At 72.6% G+C, this 16875-nt stretch carries 17 protein-coding genes; 10 read left to right on the forward strand and 7 right to left on the reverse strand.

Translation table 11 applies throughout. The features are described from left to right. Positions 1–15: 15 nt before the first annotated feature. The 4 genes from V1634_RS28800 (at position 16) to V1634_RS28815 (ending at position 4583) form a co-directional block, all read left to right on the forward strand. Positions 16–2211 (forward strand): BTAD domain-containing putative transcriptional regulator, encoded by a 2196-nt coding sequence (locus V1634_RS28800; RefSeq protein WP_331210865.1) that lies wholly within the window; start codon positions 16–18, stop codon positions 2209–2211. Positions 2212–2472: 261 nt separating this feature from the next. Then, positions 2473–3615, forward strand: coding sequence for a hypothetical protein (locus tag V1634_RS28805; protein WP_331210866.1), 1143 nt, complete (start codon positions 2473–2475; stop codon positions 3613–3615). Positions 3616–3718: 103 nt separating this feature from the next. Beyond that, positions 3719–3898 (forward strand): hypothetical protein, encoded by a 180-nt coding sequence (locus V1634_RS28810; protein ID WP_331210867.1) that lies wholly within the window; start codon positions 3719–3721, stop codon positions 3896–3898. A gap of 88 nt (positions 3899–3986) precedes the next feature. Then, a complete protein-coding gene (locus V1634_RS28815) occupies positions 3987–4583 on the forward strand; it encodes a hypothetical protein (RefSeq protein WP_331210868.1) in 597 nt (198 codons plus the stop codon). A gap of 145 nt (positions 4584–4728) precedes the next feature. Here the strand turns inward: V1634_RS28815 and V1634_RS28820 are convergent, their stop codons facing one another. The 3 genes from V1634_RS28820 to V1634_RS28830 are packed head-to-tail and all read right to left on the reverse strand — an operon-like array spanning position 4729 to position 6686. Beyond that, the gene (locus tag V1634_RS28820; protein ID WP_331210869.1) at positions 4729–5790 is read right to left on the reverse strand and encodes a YihY/virulence factor BrkB family protein; all 1062 of its coding nucleotides are present in this window, start codon (positions 5788–5790) and stop codon (positions 4729–4731) included. A 54-nt stretch (positions 5791–5844) separates the two neighbouring features. Beyond that, positions 5845–6270, reverse strand: coding sequence for a DUF3618 domain-containing protein (locus V1634_RS28825; protein WP_331210870.1), 426 nt, complete (start codon positions 6268–6270; stop codon positions 5845–5847). Continuing rightward, positions 6267–6686 carry a phage holin family protein gene (locus tag V1634_RS28830; RefSeq protein ID WP_331210871.1) on the reverse strand — a complete coding sequence of 140 codons (420 nt, stop codon included), beginning with the start codon at positions 6684–6686 and terminating at the stop codon, positions 6267–6269. Before V1634_RS28830 ends, V1634_RS28825 begins: the two co-directional genes overlap by 4 nt. Before the next feature lie 153 nt (positions 6687–6839). Here V1634_RS28830 and V1634_RS28835 point away from each other — a divergent pair, with 153 nt between their 5' ends. The 5 genes from V1634_RS28835 to V1634_RS28855 all read left to right on the forward strand — a co-directional run bounded on the left by V1634_RS28835 (position 6840) and on the right by V1634_RS28855 (position 11851). Continuing rightward, a complete protein-coding gene (locus V1634_RS28835; protein ID WP_331210872.1) occupies positions 6840–8165 on the forward strand; it encodes an MFS transporter in 1326 nt (441 codons plus the stop codon). 255 nt (positions 8166–8420) lie between these two features. Next, positions 8421–8939, forward strand: a complete 519-nt coding sequence (locus V1634_RS28840; RefSeq protein WP_331210873.1) for a sigma-70 family RNA polymerase sigma factor — start codon at positions 8421–8423, stop codon at positions 8937–8939. Further along, positions 8923–10011, forward strand: coding sequence for a hypothetical protein (locus tag V1634_RS28845; RefSeq protein WP_331210874.1), 1089 nt, complete (start codon positions 8923–8925; stop codon positions 10009–10011). The genes V1634_RS28840 and V1634_RS28845 overlap by 17 nt, the downstream gene beginning before the upstream one ends. Further along, positions 10008–11006, forward strand: a complete 999-nt coding sequence (locus tag V1634_RS28850; RefSeq protein ID WP_331210875.1) for an ABC transporter ATP-binding protein — start codon at positions 10008–10010, stop codon at positions 11004–11006. The genes V1634_RS28845 and V1634_RS28850 overlap by 4 nt, the downstream gene beginning before the upstream one ends. Beyond that, on the forward strand, positions 11003–11851 hold the full coding sequence (locus V1634_RS28855) for an ABC transporter permease (RefSeq protein ID WP_331210876.1): 849 nt from the start codon (positions 11003–11005) through the stop codon (positions 11849–11851). Before V1634_RS28850 ends, V1634_RS28855 begins: the two co-directional genes overlap by 4 nt. A 65-nt stretch (positions 11852–11916) precedes the next feature. Here the strand turns inward: V1634_RS28855 and V1634_RS28860 are convergent, their stop codons facing one another. Together V1634_RS28860 and V1634_RS28865 are read right to left on the reverse strand one after the other, a co-directional pair. After that, positions 11917–12213: a hypothetical protein gene (locus V1634_RS28860; RefSeq protein WP_331210877.1), complete on the reverse strand. Its 297-nt coding sequence runs from the start codon at positions 12211–12213 to the stop codon at positions 11917–11919. 82 nt (positions 12214–12295) lie between these two features. Then, positions 12296–12484, reverse strand: coding sequence for a hypothetical protein (locus tag V1634_RS28865; RefSeq protein WP_331210878.1), 189 nt, complete (start codon positions 12482–12484; stop codon positions 12296–12298). Positions 12485–12869: 385 nt separating this feature from the next. Here V1634_RS28865 and ctaD point away from each other — a divergent pair, with 385 nt between their 5' ends. Next, positions 12870–14834, forward strand: a complete 1965-nt coding sequence (gene ctaD, locus V1634_RS28870; protein WP_331210903.1) for an aa3-type cytochrome oxidase subunit I — start codon at positions 12870–12872, stop codon at positions 14832–14834. Between the two features lie 114 nt (positions 14835–14948). Here ctaD and V1634_RS28875 read toward each other — a convergent pair whose 3' ends face one another. Together V1634_RS28875 and V1634_RS28880 are read right to left on the reverse strand one after the other, a co-directional pair. Then, positions 14949–16109: a sigma-70 family RNA polymerase sigma factor gene (locus V1634_RS28875; protein ID WP_331210879.1), complete on the reverse strand. Its 1161-nt coding sequence runs from the start codon at positions 16107–16109 to the stop codon at positions 14949–14951. A 101-nt stretch (positions 16110–16210) separates the two neighbouring features. Continuing rightward, positions 16211–16615, reverse strand: coding sequence for an STAS domain-containing protein (locus V1634_RS28880; protein ID WP_331210880.1), 405 nt, complete (start codon positions 16613–16615; stop codon positions 16211–16213). Between the last annotated feature and the right edge of the window lie 260 nt (positions 16616–16875).

A 16875-nucleotide genomic window follows, 5' to 3' on the forward strand; every position in this document is an offset into this window, starting at 1 on the left:
CGAGGGGTGGACGGGATGGACGAGGGCGTACACGGTCCCGGAACCGGCTTTGCCGAGCTGCTCCGGCAGTACCGGGAGACGGCCGGGTTGACCCAGCGGGAACTGGCGCACCGGTCCGGTCTGAGTGCGACGGCGGTGCGGGACCTGGAACAGCGACGTACCCTGCGCCCGAGCCCGCGTTCGGTGGCCCGGCTCACCGCCGCGCTGGAGCTGGGACCGCAGCCGGCGACGGCCCTGCGGCAGGCCGCGACCGCGGTGCCCGGACGGGCTCGCGCGGCGAACCGGCCGTCAACCGGTGACCGCCCGGTGATCTCCATCCTGGGGCCCTTGCAGGTACGACACGGAACGGTTCCCGTCGACCTCACCTCGGTACGCCAACGCGCCCTGCTCGCCAGGCTTGCCGTCTCGCCGGGCAGCACCGTCCGCCGGGCCGACCTGCTCAGGGTGCTCTGGGACGGCGAGCATCCGGAGTCCGCCGTCAACCTGCTGCACACCTACGTCGCCCGGCTACGCCGGTTCCTGGAGCCGGCCCGGGAGGGCAGGTACGCCGCCACCGTGCTGGCGCACGTGCCCGGTGGCTACCGGCTCGACCTCGACGACGACCAACTCGACCTGCGCCGCTTCCAGCGGCTCGTCCGGGAGGCCACGCAGGCGCGGGATCCGGTCGAGGCGGCGGCTCGACTCTCCGACGCGCTGGCGCTGTGGCGGGACGAGCCGCTCGGCGACGTGGAGATGCTGACCGGGCATCCCGTCGTCGCGTCGCTGAACGCGCGGCTGACCGAGGCGGCTCTGCGCTACGCCGACCTGCTCGACGAGTGCGGCGACTACGCCCCGGTGGTCGTCGTACTCCGGCCGCTCGCCGAACGTCGCCCGCTCGACGAGCAGGTGCACGCCCGTCTCGTCCTCGCCCTCGGCGCGACCGGCCGGCAGGGCGAGGCGTACGCCGCGTACGACCGGATCGTCCGCCGCCTCGCCGACCAGCTCGGCGCGGACCCCGGGGCCGAGCTGCGGCACTACCACCGTCGACTGCTCCGGCAGGAGTGGACCCGGGCGCGGCGGACGTCGAGCTGGATCGAGCTTCGTCCGGTCGTACCGGTGCCGAGCCAGACCCCGGCACCGGTGGCCGACTTCACCGGGCGGGCCAACGAACTGCGACGGCTGCGCGAGTTCCTCACGCCACCGCCGGAGGGGGTGGCCGGGCCGACGGCGTCGGTCTGCGGCATCACCGGGCCGGCCGGAGTGGGGAAGACCGCGCTCGCCCTGATCGTGGCGGAGCGGTTGGCGTCCGCCTTCCCGGACGGGCAGCTCTACGCCGACCTGCTCGGCAGGTCGAACCGGCCGGCCGGGACCGGCGAGCTGCTCACCCGCTTCCTGCACGGGCTCGGGGTGGCCGAGGGCCGCGTGCCGGGCGACGACGAGAGCGCCGCGGCGATGCTGCGCAGCGTACTGGCGGACCGGCGGATGCTGCTCGTGCTCGACGACGCCCGGGACGCCGCCCAGGTGCGCCCGCTGCTGCCCGGTCGCGGCGACAGCCAGGTACTCGTCACCTCCCGGAACCGGCTCGTCAGCCTGGAGGGTGCCCGACGGGTCGAACTGGGCACGCTGCCGACCCAGGAGGCGCTCGACCTGCTCGCCGCGGTTGCTCCGGGGCACGCCCACCGGGACCGGGACGCCGCGCTGGACATCGTGTCGGCCTGCGGCCACCTGCCGCTGGCGCTGCGGATCGCCGCCCTCCGCCTGACGACCGATGCCTTCGGCACCCCTACCGACCTGGGGCGCCGCCTCGCCGATCCGCGTCGCCGCCTGGCCGAACTGCGCGTCGGCGACCTGGACCTGCGTGCGGCGCTCGGCTCGGGCGTCGCGCGGTTGCCGGCCACCGTGGCCCGGACGTTCCGGCTCCTCTCGCTCGCGCCCGAGGTGCTGCTGGAGCTGGAGGCCGCGGCGGCGCTGCTGGACCGGCCCGTGGCGGCGGTGGCCGAGGAGCTGCGCGAGTTGATGGACGCGAGCCTGCTCTCCGCGGCTGGTCCCGGCCAGTTCCGGCTGCACGAGCTGCTCCGGCTGTTCGGCCGCGAACTGGCCCGGCGGCACGAGCCGGCCCGTGACCGGGCCGCCGCCCTCGGACGCCTGGCGGCCTGGCGGTCGGCCACCGCACCGCGTCCACCCCGGACCCGATCGCGGCGAGCGGCATCCGAAAAGGTTTTCAGCATCTGAATGGCGTCGCCGGCAGCACGCCCTCCGGTCGCGACCGCGTTGACCTGCGCCACGCGAGACCTTCGCCCGTTGCGCCGCAGGTCGGTTCCTGCGCCCCGGCCGGAGAGGCGTCGGGGTCGGTAACAGTACGTGCTCTTGACGGCGTCGGAGAAGACCGCCTACCGTGCCGAAAACGTTTTTATCGATAGATCGAGATACCTGATTCTGTCGCCTTGTCGGCGCCCACCGGCTGACGAGATCCATACCGTCGGAAGGAGCATCATGTCAGCACCACCCGCAGCCTCGGGGCGCCGACGAGAGGCAGTCGTCGCGGTCGGCCTGGCGGCCGTCATGGCGATGGCGACCCTCGGAGGGTCCGCACAGGCAGGCGCGCTGACCACACCGGTCCCGGACCGGCCGGCCGCCGACGCCCCGCCCGCCGTACCGGCCGACGACGTCGACCGTGGGCTGGTCTACTCCGGACTGGCCGCCGACCGGTCCGGTCCGTGCGCCGGCCTGTTCCGGGTGATCGGCGTCGAACCGCCGATGTGCACCCACGGACCGGATCCGGCACCCGCCGGCCTCTCCGTCAAGCGACCGGTCGCACCGCTGCCGGCCAGCCGGACCGAGGCGGGCGCCCAGCCTCTCGCCGTCTGCGAAGGCGACGGGGTCTCCGGTCGCCGCGTCGAGGTGCTCTACGTGCGCGGCAGCACCAGCCGCTACAACCAGTACCTGGAGACCTTCCGGCAACTCGCCGAGGCGGTCGACGTGATCTTCAACGAGAGCGCCCGGGCCACCGGCGGTGAACGGCACGTCCGGTACGTCACCGAATCCGTCGGTGGCGCGTGCCGGCCCGTCGTCCGGGACGTGCAGATCCCCGACGCCGCGCTGAACGCCAACGACTGGGCACCGCTGCTCAACGCGGTCAAGGCGGCCGGCTACACCCGTACCGACCGCAAGTATCTACAGTTCGTCGACGCCCGGGTCTTTTGTGGACTGGGCGGGTTCGCCGGCGACACCCGCAAGAGCGACGCCAACCGGTCGAACTCCGGACCGGAGTACGCCCGGATGGACAACGGCTGCTGGAGCGCGGGCGTCGCGGCGCACGAACTCGCCCACACCCTGGGCGCCGTGAACAACAACGCGCCGAACGCCTCCGGGTACGCCCACTGCGTCGACGAGTGGGACGTGATGTGCTACAAGGACAACGCGAGCACGGTGATCCAGACCAGGTGCGCGGACCGTGCCCTCGACCAGCGCCTGGACTGCAACCACGACGACTACTACCACACGAACCCGCCGGCCGGCAGTTACCTGGCCCAGTACTTCAACGTCGCCGACAACCTCTTCCTGATCCGCGGCACCGGCGGCGGCCCGGGACCGAACCCCGATCCGCCGACGGGGAACCTGGCCCGAGCAGGGTGAACAGTGGGTCGAACTGGCCTGGCCGCAGGCACAGACCCTCTCCGCCGCCGAGGTCTACTTCTTCGACGACAACGGCGGGGTCCGCACGCCAGGCGGCTGGCGGGTGCAGTACTGGAACGGCAGCACCTACCTGGACGTACCCGGCGCGAGCGGCTATCCGACCGCCGTGAACCAGTACAACCGGGTCACCTTCACCGGGGTGAACACCAGCCGGCTGCGGGTCGTACTACAGGGATCGCAGGCCTCCGTCGGCCTGTTCGAGATCCGGGTGGTCGCCGCCTGACCCGGTGGCACCGATGATCGGTACGGCGGGGAGGTCGGCGCGGTCCACCTCCCCGCCCCGACCCCGGATCCCCGGAAGGAGCGGCCAGGTGGGCAGTTTCCGCGCCGGCGCCGCCGTCGGGGCACGGCGGCTCGCGCTGCTTACCGCCCCGCTGCTCGCGCTGCTGCTCGCCACCACCGCCCCGGCCGGTGCCCACCTCGACGTGCGGACGGTGGTGCACCACGACGGGCGGGGGAGCGTGTGGGTCGACGTCACGTGGTCGGACGGGCATCCGGTCACCAGCCCGGTGGTGGCCACGATCAACGCCCAGGCCGACGACGGAGTACGGATCGGTCCGGTACCGCTCCGGGCCATCGACACCCGGACCCCGTCCGTGATCCGCTACGGGGGCACCCTTCCCGCCGGTGAGTGGACCGCGACGGTGGACGTCGCGGCGCCCGGCATCGGGTACTGCCAGACCCGGCTGACCGTGCCACCGCCCACCGCCGCCGGGCCGGGCGAACCTCGCTCGGTCTCCTGCGGCGGCACGCCCCAGGCGGCCCCGCCCGGGCAACAGCGGGACCGGCCGCCCGGCCAGAACCGCCACTTCGCCCTCGTCGCGGCCGCCAGCGCCCTGCTGCTCGCCGGCTACCTCGGCTACCGCCGACAGCGCCCGGCCCAGCACCGACCTCGCCGACGACGCTGAGCGTGCCGCAGACCGCCGGCCCGGCCAACCCGTGTTAGGAAGGGCCCCCGCTTATCGCTTTTTGTATAAGCGGGGGCCCTTCCTAACACGCCTCGGCCCCGCGCCCGGCCGTTCGGGCCCTCGGGTGCGACCGGGGCCCCGCCGGTCAGGCCAAGCCCCGGTCCTTGCCTTCCTTGATTTTCCTGGTGTCGCGGAGTTCGACGAACGGCTCCTCGTCCTCCGGGTGCCCGCCGGCGATGGCGCGGCCCCGGTGCAGCTCCGCGTCGAACTCGGCGCCGAGCAGGACCGCCAGATTCGAGATCCAGAGCCAGACGAAGAAGATGACGACACCACCCAGGGTGCCGTAGGTCGTGTTGTAGGTACTGAAGTTCGCCACGTAGAAGGCGAACCCGGCCGAGGCGATGATCCAGATGACCACGGCCAGCAGGCCGCCGGGAGTGATCCACCGGAAACCGCCCTGCCGGGCGTTGGGCGCGGCCCAGTACAGGATGGCGAACATCAGGCTGATCAGCACCAGCAGGACCGGCCACTTCGCCACGCTCCAGACGGTGATCAGTGTCGAGCCCGCGCCGAGCGCGTCACCGGCCCACTCCGCGAGCCGGCCGGTGAAGACGACCATCAGGGCGCTGACCGCCAACAGGGTTCCGACCACGATGGTGACCGCGACCCGGATCGGCAGGGTCTTCCAGATCGGGCGGCCCTCGGGCACGTCGTAGATGGCGTTGGAGGCGCGCATGAACGCCCCGATGTACCCGGACGCGGACCAGAGCGCGACGGCCAGACCGACGACGGCGAAGAGTCCGGCGGTGCCCTGTGCCTCGGTGAGGTTCCGGGCCCCGGTCTTCAGGATCTCGCCCACCGGACCGGGTGCGATCTTGCCCATGTCGTCGATCAGCGGTTGGAGTACCGAGTCGCCGATCAAGCCGAGCACCGAGACCAGGACCAGCAGGCCCGGGAAGATCGACAGGACGGCGTAGTAGGTGAGCGCGGCCGCCCAGTCGGTCAGACTGTCGTCGCCGAACTCGCGCACGGTGCGACGCAGTACCCCCCACCAGCCCCGTAGGCCGAGCTTGGTCGGCTGGTCCGGGGCGTCACCGGCGCCGTGCGTGCCCGCCTGCGGCGCCGACGGGCGTCGACTCGCGGGCACCGTCCCGCCGTCGGCGACCTGGTCGTCACGGTGCGCGCGGTCCGTGCTCTTCTCCACCATCGCGGAGCCTGCCTCTCAGGTTGGGTCGACCCAGGCGTCGACACCGTCGGGTGGCTACCGCGCCCGCCAACGCCGCAGCCGGGCCCGGGGCTTGGCCGTGCCCCGACGGCGCAACAGCACCACCGTGACCACCGCGGCGGCGAGCGCGAAGAGCGTGCCGACGTACGGCGCCGGCCGCTGCCGCGCCCTCGTGGCGGCCCGCCGGCCGACCTCCCCGGCCCGTACCGCCGCCACCTGCGCGGTCTCCGCCGCCAGGTCCCGGACCTGTCCGGCCTGATCCTTCACCTCGGCGACCTTCTCCTTGGCGCGCGTCTTGACGTCCGCCCGCTCCGCCAGATGCTGCACGGTGTCGCCCAACTCCGCCCGGGTCCGGGCGATGTCGGCCCGGATCGCCTCCGGACCCGCCGACTGCGGCGCGACCGTCCCGGCCACGCTGGTGGTACGCGGATCCGCGCCTGCCTTACCGGTACTCGTGCTCATCGGTGTGCCCTCTCCTTCACCTCGTCGATGTCGGCCTGCACGCTGCGGATTGCCTCCTCAGGGAGCGGTGGAGCGGCCTGCCGTACCTGCCGGCGGCCGACGAGGGCCAGCACGGCGGCGACCGCGAAGAGCAGCACGGACACGATCAACGCGGCCAGCCAGCCCGGCATCGCCTCGGCCAACCCGAGGATGAGGCTGGCCAGCAGCGCCGCCACCCCGTACAGGGCGACCAGCCCGCCGCCACCGAAGAGGCCGGCACCGACGCCGGCTCGCTTGCCCTTCTCGGTCATCTCCGCCTTGGCCAGGGCCAGCTCGCTCCGGACCAGGTGCGAGATCTGCTCGGCGGCTTGGCGGACCAGTTCGGCGGTCGGCGCCTGGTCGGGGTCGGCCGCGCTGCTGCGGGTGACATCGCTCATCTCGTCCGCTCCTTCCTCTGACCGACGGATATGCCCCACCGTGGTCCGGCTCAAAACGCCTCGTCGCCGTACCGTCGATCTGGCACGTCCGGACAGTGCCGGGGCGGGTAATCCGGTCGACACCCACCCGCCGGTGGTGCACCATCACGCTTCGTGAAACGCCTGCTCCGCCGGATGGCGCTCGACGTCACGCCGTTGCGCACGTCGCGGGACTACCGGCTGCTCTTCGCGGCAGGCGGTGTCTCGGGGTTCGGGTCGTTCATCACGTACGTGACCATCCCCTTCCAGGTGTACGCGCTGACCGACGATCCGCTGCTCGTCGGTCTCCTCGGCGTCTGTGAACTCGTACCCCTGCTGGTGATGGCCTTCGTCGGCGGCGCCCTGGCCGACTACCTCGACCGCCGGGCGCTGGTGCTGGGCGCGGAGGTCGCGTTCACCGCGCTCTGCGGCGTGCTCCTGGTCAACTCGCTCTTCGACCGGCCGCACCTCTGGCTGCTCTACGTGATCGCCGGGCTCACCGCGGCGATCGACGGCATCCAGCGGCCGGCGCTGGAGGGGCTGACCCCGCGCGTCGTCACACTGGACGAGATCCCGGCCGCGAGCGCGCTCAACTCGCTGCGGATGCAGATCGCGCAACTCGGTGGGCCCGCCGTCGCCGGCCTGCTGATCGCGTCGGTCGAGATGCCCTGGGTCTACGCGGTCGACCTCGGTACGTTCGCCTTCTCCCTGGTCTGCCTCTACCTGATCCGGGCCGTACCACCGCCGCCGGCCGCGGAGCGCCCGTCGCTGCGCTCGGTGGTGACCGGTCTGCGCTACGCGCGGAGCCGCCCCGAACTGCTCGGTACCTATCTGGTGGACATCAACGCGATGTTCTTCGGGATGCCGCAGGCGCTCTACCCCTTCATGGCGGCCAAGCTCGGCGGCCCTGCCGTACTCGGCCTGCTCTACGCGGCACCCGCCGTCGGGTCGCTGCTCGCGACGCTGACCTCCGGGTGGACCGGGCGGGTGCACCGGCACGGGTTGATGGTCGTGATCGCCGCCGGGCTGTGGGGCGTGGGGATCATCGGCTTCGGCCTCACCGACTGGCTCTGGTTGGCGCTCGTCTTCCTCGCCTTCGCCGGTGCCGCCGACATGGTCTCGGGAATCTTCCGGATGACCATGTGGAACCAGACCATCCCCGATCATCTGCGTGGCCGGCTGGCCGGAATCGAGATGCTCTCGTACGCCACCGGGCCGCTGCTCGGCCAGCTCCGCTCCGGCGTCGCCGCCCGGTTCATGGGCATCGGCGGGTCGATCGTCTCCGGCGGTGTGCTCTGCGTCGTCGGCACGCTGGCGCTGGCGGCGGCCCTGCCGGCGTTCCTGCGCTACGACGGCCGGGACGGGCTGGCCAGGAAGCGGGCCGCCGACGAGGAGTGGGCGGCCCGGGCGGCGTCCCCGGGCGCGGCGGACGCGGCCCCGATCCCCACCCACCCGGCGTAGCCGGAAGTCCCATCCGGCCCGCGCCGAGGGCGGCTTCCGGGCCGGCCGGGGTGGCCGCTGCGCCGCCCCGTTCCGGCGCCGGTGTCACATCCGGGCCGTCGGCGGTGCTTCGCAGACGTGCAGGAAAATGTGGAGTTCGTCGGGCGGGGCGCGACGGTGCTGGCCTCGGTGGTCGCCGCGGTGCCGTCCGCCGGCGGCCGGACGGCCGGACGAGCCGGACCAGCCGGACCAGCCGGACGGAAGGATGCCGTGGCCGTGTCGACGCCGCTGGGACGAAAGAGCGTCCGTGCCGACCTCGAGCAGGTCTTCCGGGCCACCTACCCCCGGGTGGTTGCCGTCGCGGCCCGGGTGCTCGGCTCCCGGGACCAGGCCGAGGACGTGGCGCAGGAGGTCTTCCTGACCTTCGGCCGCTCCACCGTGCCGGCGGGCGAGGCGGTGGGGTGGTTGTGCGTGGCCGCAGCGCACACCGCGCTGAACCATCTCCGAACCGGGCGGCGCCGCGCCTCGCGGGAGGAGGCCGTCGGCGTCGGCGACGCCGCCGGCCCGGACGTCGCCGACATGGTCGTCACGCTGGACGAACGCCGCCGGGTGCGGCAAGCGCTGGCCCGGCTGCCCCGCAGGCAGGCCGTGGCCCTGGTACTGCGGCACAGCGGCCTGAGCTACGCCGAGGTGGCCGCCGCCCTCGACATCTCCGCCGGCAGCGTGGGCACCGTCGTGCGCCGCGCCGAGTCCGCCCTACGCAAGGAGTTGAACCGTCATGCGTCATCCGACTGACGGCATGCTGCGCCGGCTTCTGGACGAGCCGGGCGGCGTCGCCGACGTCCACCGCCAGCACGTCGCGGACTGCCCGGAGTGCCGGTCGAGGCTGGCGACCACCCGCCGGGACGCCGCGCTCGCCGCAGCGGCGCTCGATGTCGACCTTCCCAGCGACGTCGAGAACGGCTGGCACCGCCTCTCCCGCGCGGTCGCCGGAGACAGGCCCCGGCAGGTGGCCGTGGCCACCCGCGCCCCCCGATGGCGTACGGCGCTGCGCAGCCCGCTCTTCGCCGGTGTCGCCGCCGTCGCGCTGCTGACCGGGGCCACCACCGCCGCCGCCGCGAACTGGCTGCCGATCTTCCGTGCCGAGCGGGTCGCCCCGATCACGATCACCCAAGCCGACCTGCTGCGGCTGCCGGACCTCTCCGCCTACGGCGAGGCGACGGTGACCAAGATTGCCGACGTACGCCCGGTCGCCGACGCCGACGCGGCGGAGCGGGCCACCGGGCTGACCGCGCCACGGGTGGCGAAGCTGCCCCGGGGCGTGACCGGAGAACCGGCGTTCCACGTGGGTGACCAGGTGAGCGCCACCTTCACCTTCTCGGTGGAGAAGGCGGCGCGGACCGCCGCCGTCGTCGGTGCACCGCTGCCCCCGCCTCCGCCGGGGCTCGACGGCAGCCCGTTCAGGATGACCGCCGGTCCGGGCATCGCCGCCGTCTGGTCGCAGGCACACGGCGGGCCCTCCATGATCGTCGGCCGCGCGGTCGCGCCGACCATCTACTCCTCGGGCATACCGTTCGGCACCGCCCGCGACTATCTGCTCTCGCTGCCCGGACTGCCCGAGGACGTGGCGTCCCAACTGCGCGGCTTCACCGAGAGCGGGACGACCCTGCCGCTGATCGTGAAGACCGGTCAGGAGACAACCTTCCCCGCCGACGTCGACGGGGCGCCGGCCACGGTCCTCACCACCAGGGACGGCACGCTCGCCGCCGTGTTCTGGGTCAGGGACGGCGTCCTCAACGCGGTGACCGGCTCGCTGAGCACCGACGAGGTGCTGTCGGTGGCCCGCGGGTTGAGGTGGCACCGGTGACGGCCGATCCGAGCACCCGGCAGGACGGGCACCCCTCCCCCGAGTCCGCCGACCGGCTCCTCGCCGAACTGCCCCCGTCGCCGGCCGTCTGGTGCTCGGGGCTGCGCAAGCGGTACCGGCGCCGGGTCGCGGTCGACGACGTCTCCCTCACCGTCGGCCGCGGCGAGGTGGTCGGCCTGCTCGGACCGAACGGAGCCGGCAAGACCTCCGTCATCAAGATGCTGCTCGGGCTCGTCCGGCCCGACGCCGGTGAGGTGCTGCTGCTCGGACGTCCGGGCCGGGACCCGCACTCCCGAGCCCGGGTCGGCTACCTGCCGGAGCTTTTCCGGTACCAGCCATGGCTCTCCGCCGCCGAGGTGCTGGCCCTGCACGTCCGGCTCGCCGGTGTTCCGGTGCCGGTCGCGCAGCAGCGGGAGTGTCTGGCCCAGGTCGGCCTCGCCGACCGCGCCGCGGACCGGGTGGGCGGCTTCTCCAAGGGCATGCAGCAGCGCCTCGGGCTCGCCGTCGCGCTGGTGGCCCGCCCCGAACTCGTCGTCCTCGACGAGCCGACCAGCGCCCTCGATCCCGTCGGCCGGGCCGACGTGCGGGACCTGCTGCTCTCGCTCAAGGCCCGCGGAATCGCCGTCCTGCTCAACTCGCACCTCATCGGCGAGGTCGAGCGGGTCTGTGACCGGGTGGTCATTCTCGACAGGGGACGGGTCGCCGCATCCGGTACCCTCACGGAGCTGCTCGGCCAGCGTGAGCTGCGGCTCCGCCTCGACGGGGTGAGCGCTCGGGCGGAGGCCCGGCTCGCCGCCGCCGGCCCGCTCGTCCGCAGCGGAGACACCTTCACCGTCACCTTCCCCGCCGAGCAGGACGACGACACCGTACCCGGCCTGGTGGCCGACCTGGTCCGCCTCGGGGTACGGGTACACGCCGTCGAGCCGGGGCGGATCAGCCTTGAGGAGCGGCTGCTCGACATCCTGCGCACCGGCCACAGCAAGGAGCACCGATGACCGCCCGCACCGTGTTCACCGTCGCCACGCTCACCGTCCGGGAGGCCGCGCGCCGACGGGTGCTGCTGGCGCTCGTCGCGCTGACGGTCGTACTGCTGGGGGTCAGCGCCTTCGGATTCTCCCGGATCGACGCCACCTTCGGCGGCCTGACCAGCGGAGAGGCCCGACTGGCGGCGGCGATGGTCCTCAACCTGGTGATGTTCGGCCTGAGCCTGACCGCCGCGCTCGGTACGGCGTTCCTCGCCGGCCCCACCCTGGCCGGTGAGACGGAGACGGGGATCGCACTGGCGGTCCTGGCCCGCCCGGTACGCCGCGCGACGGTGCTGCTCGGCAAGTGGCTGGGGCTGGTCACCTTCGGCAGCGGCTTCGTGGCCGTGGCCGGACTCGCCCAGCTCATCATCGTCCGGACCACCACGGGCTACTGGCCGCCGCGACCGGTCACCGGCCTGGCGCTGCTCGCCGCGCAGGCGGCGGTCCTGCTCACCCTCGGCCTGCTGCTCTCCACCGCCGTCTCCCCGATGGCGTCCGGAGTCGTCGCGGTCGGCCTCTTCGGCGCCACCTGGATCGGCGGCGTGGTCGGGGCGTTCGGCGAGGCGCTCGGCAACGAGAGTGTGGCCCGGATCGGCACCGTCTCCCGGATGCTGCTGCCGACCGACGGGCTGTGGCGCGGCGCCATGAACGCCTTCCAGGACCCGACCCTGCTGCTGCAGTTCCAGGAGGCGTTCAAGGGACACCCGTTCCTGAGCGAGGCCGGGCTCACCCCCGGCTACCTCGGCTGGACCGGCCTCTGGGTGGTCCTCGCCCTCGGACTGGCGGCGGCCTCCTTCCAGCGCCGGGACCTGTGAGCGCCCGGTCCGCCCCGCCGGAAACCGTCGTCGACGTACTCGGGGTGGGTCCGCTCCGCTCCTGGTCAGGGACGTGGTGAGTCGCGGGTCCAGGGCCGACGGTCCCGCCGGCCACCGGTCGCGGCGAGACAGCGCGGGCAGATGTGCCGTACCTGGTCGCTGTCGGTCAGTACGTCCGTGGCGGCGTACTCGAAGCTGACGTGCGGGAAGCGCCGCAGCGCGGAACGGCTCAGTGCCAGCCCGCAGAGGGTCTGGTTCTGTCCCGGCCGCCACGCGTGCACCTCACCGGCCGGCTGGCGTACGCCGTCGTCGCCCCGCCACTCACTGGACGCCGCCACCGAGGCCAGCGCGGACCTGGTCATCTCCGTCCCGTCGGGTCGGCGGGGCGGCGCCGCGAGTGGAGCCGCGCCGAGGAGGCAGGCGCGTTGCCGCTTGCCGGCCGGGTCACCCGGCCCGGTTCCGTTCGTCGCTCTTGGCCTCCGCGTAGCCCTCCATCCGGGAGTCCTCCTCGTGCCCTTCCGGGTGGCCCGGCGGCCGTTCGCTCGCGCGCTCCTCGGTCGGCGTCACCGGTACCCCGCTGCGCTCCTCCGCCGCGCCGCGCTCGCCGCCCTGTCGCTTCGCACCCTCGGTCATCTCCCACTCCTCCGTTCGAGGCGCTCCGGCCCGCTGTCTGCCAGCTCCGCGTCGTGGTCGCCGTCTCCTTCGAAGGGTGCGCTACCCCCATCCGGGACAGCCAAACGACGGGTGGACATCCAACCTCGACGGGGCGCGACGCCGGAGGCGTTGGCGGCGGAGGCGTTGGCGGCGGAGGCGTTGGCGGCGGAGGCGTTGGCGGCGGGGTGCTCCGGCCGCCGGCCGCGACTGCCGCCCGGGTCGTTCCGGGCAGCACAAGGTGGACCCGACGAGCAGGTTTCGCGGGAGGAATCCGGGGTAGCGGCCCGGCTTCGAGCGCCGGCGAGCAGAGGGAGTTGCTGTGAGCGAGACGATACCGCAGCGGCGAGGCGCGACACCGCGGGTGATGCTGGTTCCGCAGCAGTCCAGCTATCCGGGGCCGGTCCGTCGTACCCTCCGGGGCGGGGTGCTCAGCGCGCTGCTCAGGACGACGGACGCCAAGCAGATCGGCCTGATGTATCTCGTCACCTCGTTCGGCTTCTTCCTGGTCGGCGGGTTGATGGCCTTGCTGATGCGGGCCGAGTTGGGGCGGCCGGGGATGCAGTTCCTCTCGCCGGAGCAGTACAACCAGCTCTTCACCATGCACGGCACGATCATGATGTTGCTCTTCGCCACCCCGCTGGTGTTCGGCTTCGCCAACTATCTCGTTCCGTTGCAGATCGGCGCCCCGGACGTCGCGTTCCCCCGGCTGAACGCCCTGGCGTACTGGCTCTATCTCTTCGGGGCGCTGCTGGTGGTCGGCGGCCTGTTCACCCCCGGCGGTGCACCCGACTTCGGCTGGACCGCCTACACCCCGCTGAGCCGGTACGAGCACAGTCCGGGTGTCGGCGGCGACCTGTGGATCGTCGGTCTGGTGGTCACCGGGCTCGGCACGATCCTCGGCTCGGTCAACCTGATCACCACCATCCTGACCCTGCGCGCACCGGGCATGACCATGTTCCGGATGCCGATCCTCACCTGGAACATGCTGCTCACCTCGGTACTGGCGATCCTGGTGTTCCCGCTCTTCGCTGCGGCCCTGCTCGGCCTGCTCGCGGACCGCAAGCTCGGCGCGCACGTCTATTCCGCCGAAACCGGCGGACCGCTGCTGTGGCAGCACCTGTTCTGGTTCTTCGGCCACCCCGAGGTCTACATCGTGGCGCTGCCGTTCTTCGGCATCATCACCGAGATCATCCCGGTCTTCGCCCGTAAACCGATCTTCGGTTACAAGGGGCTGGTGGCGGCGACGCTGGCGATCACCGGGCTGTCGATGAGCGTCTGGGCGCACCACATGTTCGGCACCGGCCAGGTGCTCCTGCCGTTCTTCTCGATCCTCAGTTTCCTGATCGCCGTGCCGACCGGAGTCAAGTTCTTCAACTGGATCGGCACGATGTGGAAGGGGCAGCTCACCTTCGAGACGCCGATGCTCTTCGCCATGGGTTTCCTGGCCACCTTCCTCTTCGGTGGACTCTCCGGGGTGCTGCTGGCCAGCCCACCGATCGACTTCCACACCCACGACACCTACTTCGTGGTGGCGCACTTCCACTACGTACTCTTCGGCACCATCGTCTTCGCCGCGTTCGGCGGGGTGTATTTCTGGTTTCCCAAGATGACCGGTCGGATGCTCGACGAGCGCCTCGGCAAGATCCACTTCTGGACCATGTTCGTCGGCTTCCACACCACGTTCCTGGTCCATCACTGGCTGGGCAACGAGGGCATGCCCCGCCGGTACGCCGACTACCTGCCGACCGACGGCTTCACCACCCTGAACATGGTCTCCACCGTCGGCTCCCTCGTCCTCGGCGCGTCGACGCTGTACCTGCTCTACAACGTCTGGAAGTCCTGGCGCTTCGGCCGCGTCGTCGAGGTCGACGACCCGTGGGGTTTCGGGAACTCGCTGGAGTGGGCGACGAGTTGCCCGCCACCGCTGCGCAACTTCGACCGGCTGCCCCGGATCCGCTCCGAGCGGCCCGCCTTCGACGTCAAGTACGGTCCCCTCGTCGCCGACCTCGGCCGGGACCTGCCGCAACGCTCCACGAGGCCGCCGCAGGAACTGGCCGAGGTGCTCGGGCCCGACTCCAGCCCGGACCGGTCCGATCGGCCCGCGCCGGGTGGGGCCCGAGGTGCGCGCCGGGCCGAGGAGCACCAGCCGGAGCCCCGGTCCGGTGCCCGTCCGGTCGAGGTACCGGAGCCGTCCGAGGTACGCCGTCCCGAGCATGCGGTGGTGGAGCCGGACGACGATCTCGGCGGCCCCGACCGAGGCGGCGCGGAGAACGACCGGTGGCGGACCGGCGACGACCGGCGGACCGGCGGCGCCGCCGAGTCGGAGTGACGGGTGGCCGTCGACGCCGATCCCGCCGGCCGCGCCGCGAGCCCGGTCCGGTCTCGCGCGGTTCCGGGTACCACCGGTCGGGAACCCGGACGCCGTCGTCTGCGCCGGAGTCGGTCACTCCGGCATCAGGGGCGCCAGCCCGCAGAGCCGGAGTACCCGGGCGACGGTCGGCGACGGGCCTACCAGCCGGTACGTCCAGCCGGCGGCGCGGCTGGCCTCGTAGCCGGCGAGAAGTGCGGCCACCCCGGCCGCGTCGACGAACGGCACGTGCCGCAGGTCGACCTCCAGCCGCTCGGCAGCGGTCCGAGTGACCGACTCCAGCAGGGTGTCCCGAAGTTGACCGGCGCTGTCGTGATCGACCTCGCCGTCGACCCGGATCCGCAGGAGGCCGTCCCGGAGCTGTCCACTCAGCCGCAACGGAGGCGGCCACTCCCCGGGCTGGTACCCGCGCCAGGCTGGCGGCTCGTCGGTCAGCATCGCCGCGCGGAGCCAGGAGAGCAGCTGGGACAGCAACCGGGAGACGTGCATCTGGGAGATTCCGTGGCGTTGCGCGATCTCCGACTGTGTCTGGTTCCCGTAGAAGCGCAGGGTGAGGATATCGCGCTCGCGGGGCGGCAACTGCGCCAGCAGCCGCCGCAGGGTGACCCGCTCGTCGACGGTTTCGAGCAGGGCGTCCGGTTCGCCACACTGCTCGGCCAGCGTGGCGCCCGGGTCGTCCCGGCCGCCCAGGGGCGCGTCGAAGGAGGCGGGACGGTAGCCGAGGGAGGACAACCGGGCCTGCCGAAGCTCCACGACCGAGACGCCGATGTCCCGGGCCAGCTCCGCGTCGGTCGGATCGCGGGCCAGTCGTTGCGTCAGGGTGGCCGTGTGGCGCCGGGTCTCCTGGGACAGCTCCTGTAGCTGGCGGGGGACGTGTACCCCCCAGGTGCGGTCCCGGAAATGCCGCTTCAGTTCGCCCAGCACCGTGGTGGCGAGGTAGGCGCTGAAGGGTCCACGGTCCGGGTCGAACCGCGCGATCGCCAGCATCAGCCCCAGGCTCCCGGACTGTTGGAGGTCCTCCACCGGCTCGCCCCGGTCCCGGTACCTCCGGGCGAGGCCGTGCACCAGCGGCAGGGCCAGGCGGACCAGTTCCTCGGCCGCGCCGGCCCGCTGCGAGGGCGGCAGCCCGGCGGCGCGCTCGGCGTAACGCAGGGCCGCCGCGTCGAGCATCGCCCGGTGTGCGTCGTCATGGCTCGTCGGGCGGCTTTCGGATTCGGCACGCGGCTTCGCTGACATCCTCGAACTCCTGGGTGCGGCTTCGGGATCGTGACGACTGGTGGCCCGGCCATGCTGGGCCTGCTAACCGTGTCGGGCACTGTCGGACCGGCAGGCTGGTCTCAGGAGGGCGGCGAGACCTGGACCCGGTGCTGTGGTTCAGGACGGCGGCCGGCCGGCAGCCCGAGCAGGCTCGCCACACCGGTGAGTTCGAACACCCGCCGGACGAAGGGGCGCGGATTCACCACGTACATCCGGCAGCCGAGTCGCTCTGCCTCGGCGTTGGCGATCAGCAGCACCCTGAGCCCGGACGAGTCGCAGAACCGCAGTTGGGACAGGTCGACCGCCACGCTGGCGAATTCGTGCCGCAGCACCTGGTCGAGGGTCCGGCGCAGCAGGTCGACGGTGTCGATGTCGAGGTCCCCGGTCACCCGGACGGTGAGTGACCTGGCAGTGCCGGGATCCAGCGCTATCGCGAGCGGCGCTCCGCTGCCCCAGGGGTCAAGTGCTCGCTGCGCTGTCGACATGGTGCCTCCGGTGGTTCGCGGAAGCCACTCGCCTCAACTGGAAGGTGGGTGGCGCGACGAAACGATCCGGGCACATGTCTTGACCCAGAGCACACACTACCCGCGGCCGGAGAAACCGCTACCGGAGGGTCCCGCCGGCTTCCGGGCACGTGCCGGGCCACCGACGCCGACGCGGCCGGCCCCAGGGGGCCGGCCGCGTCATCCTCGCCGCCGGTCGGCGTCGGGCCGGTCGCGGTGGTCGGCGACGGTCGCCGGTACCC

Source organism: Plantactinospora veratri (genome assembly GCF_036421995.1).
GTDB classification, from domain to species: domain Bacteria; phylum Actinomycetota; class Actinomycetes; order Mycobacteriales; family Micromonosporaceae; genus Plantactinospora; species Plantactinospora veratri.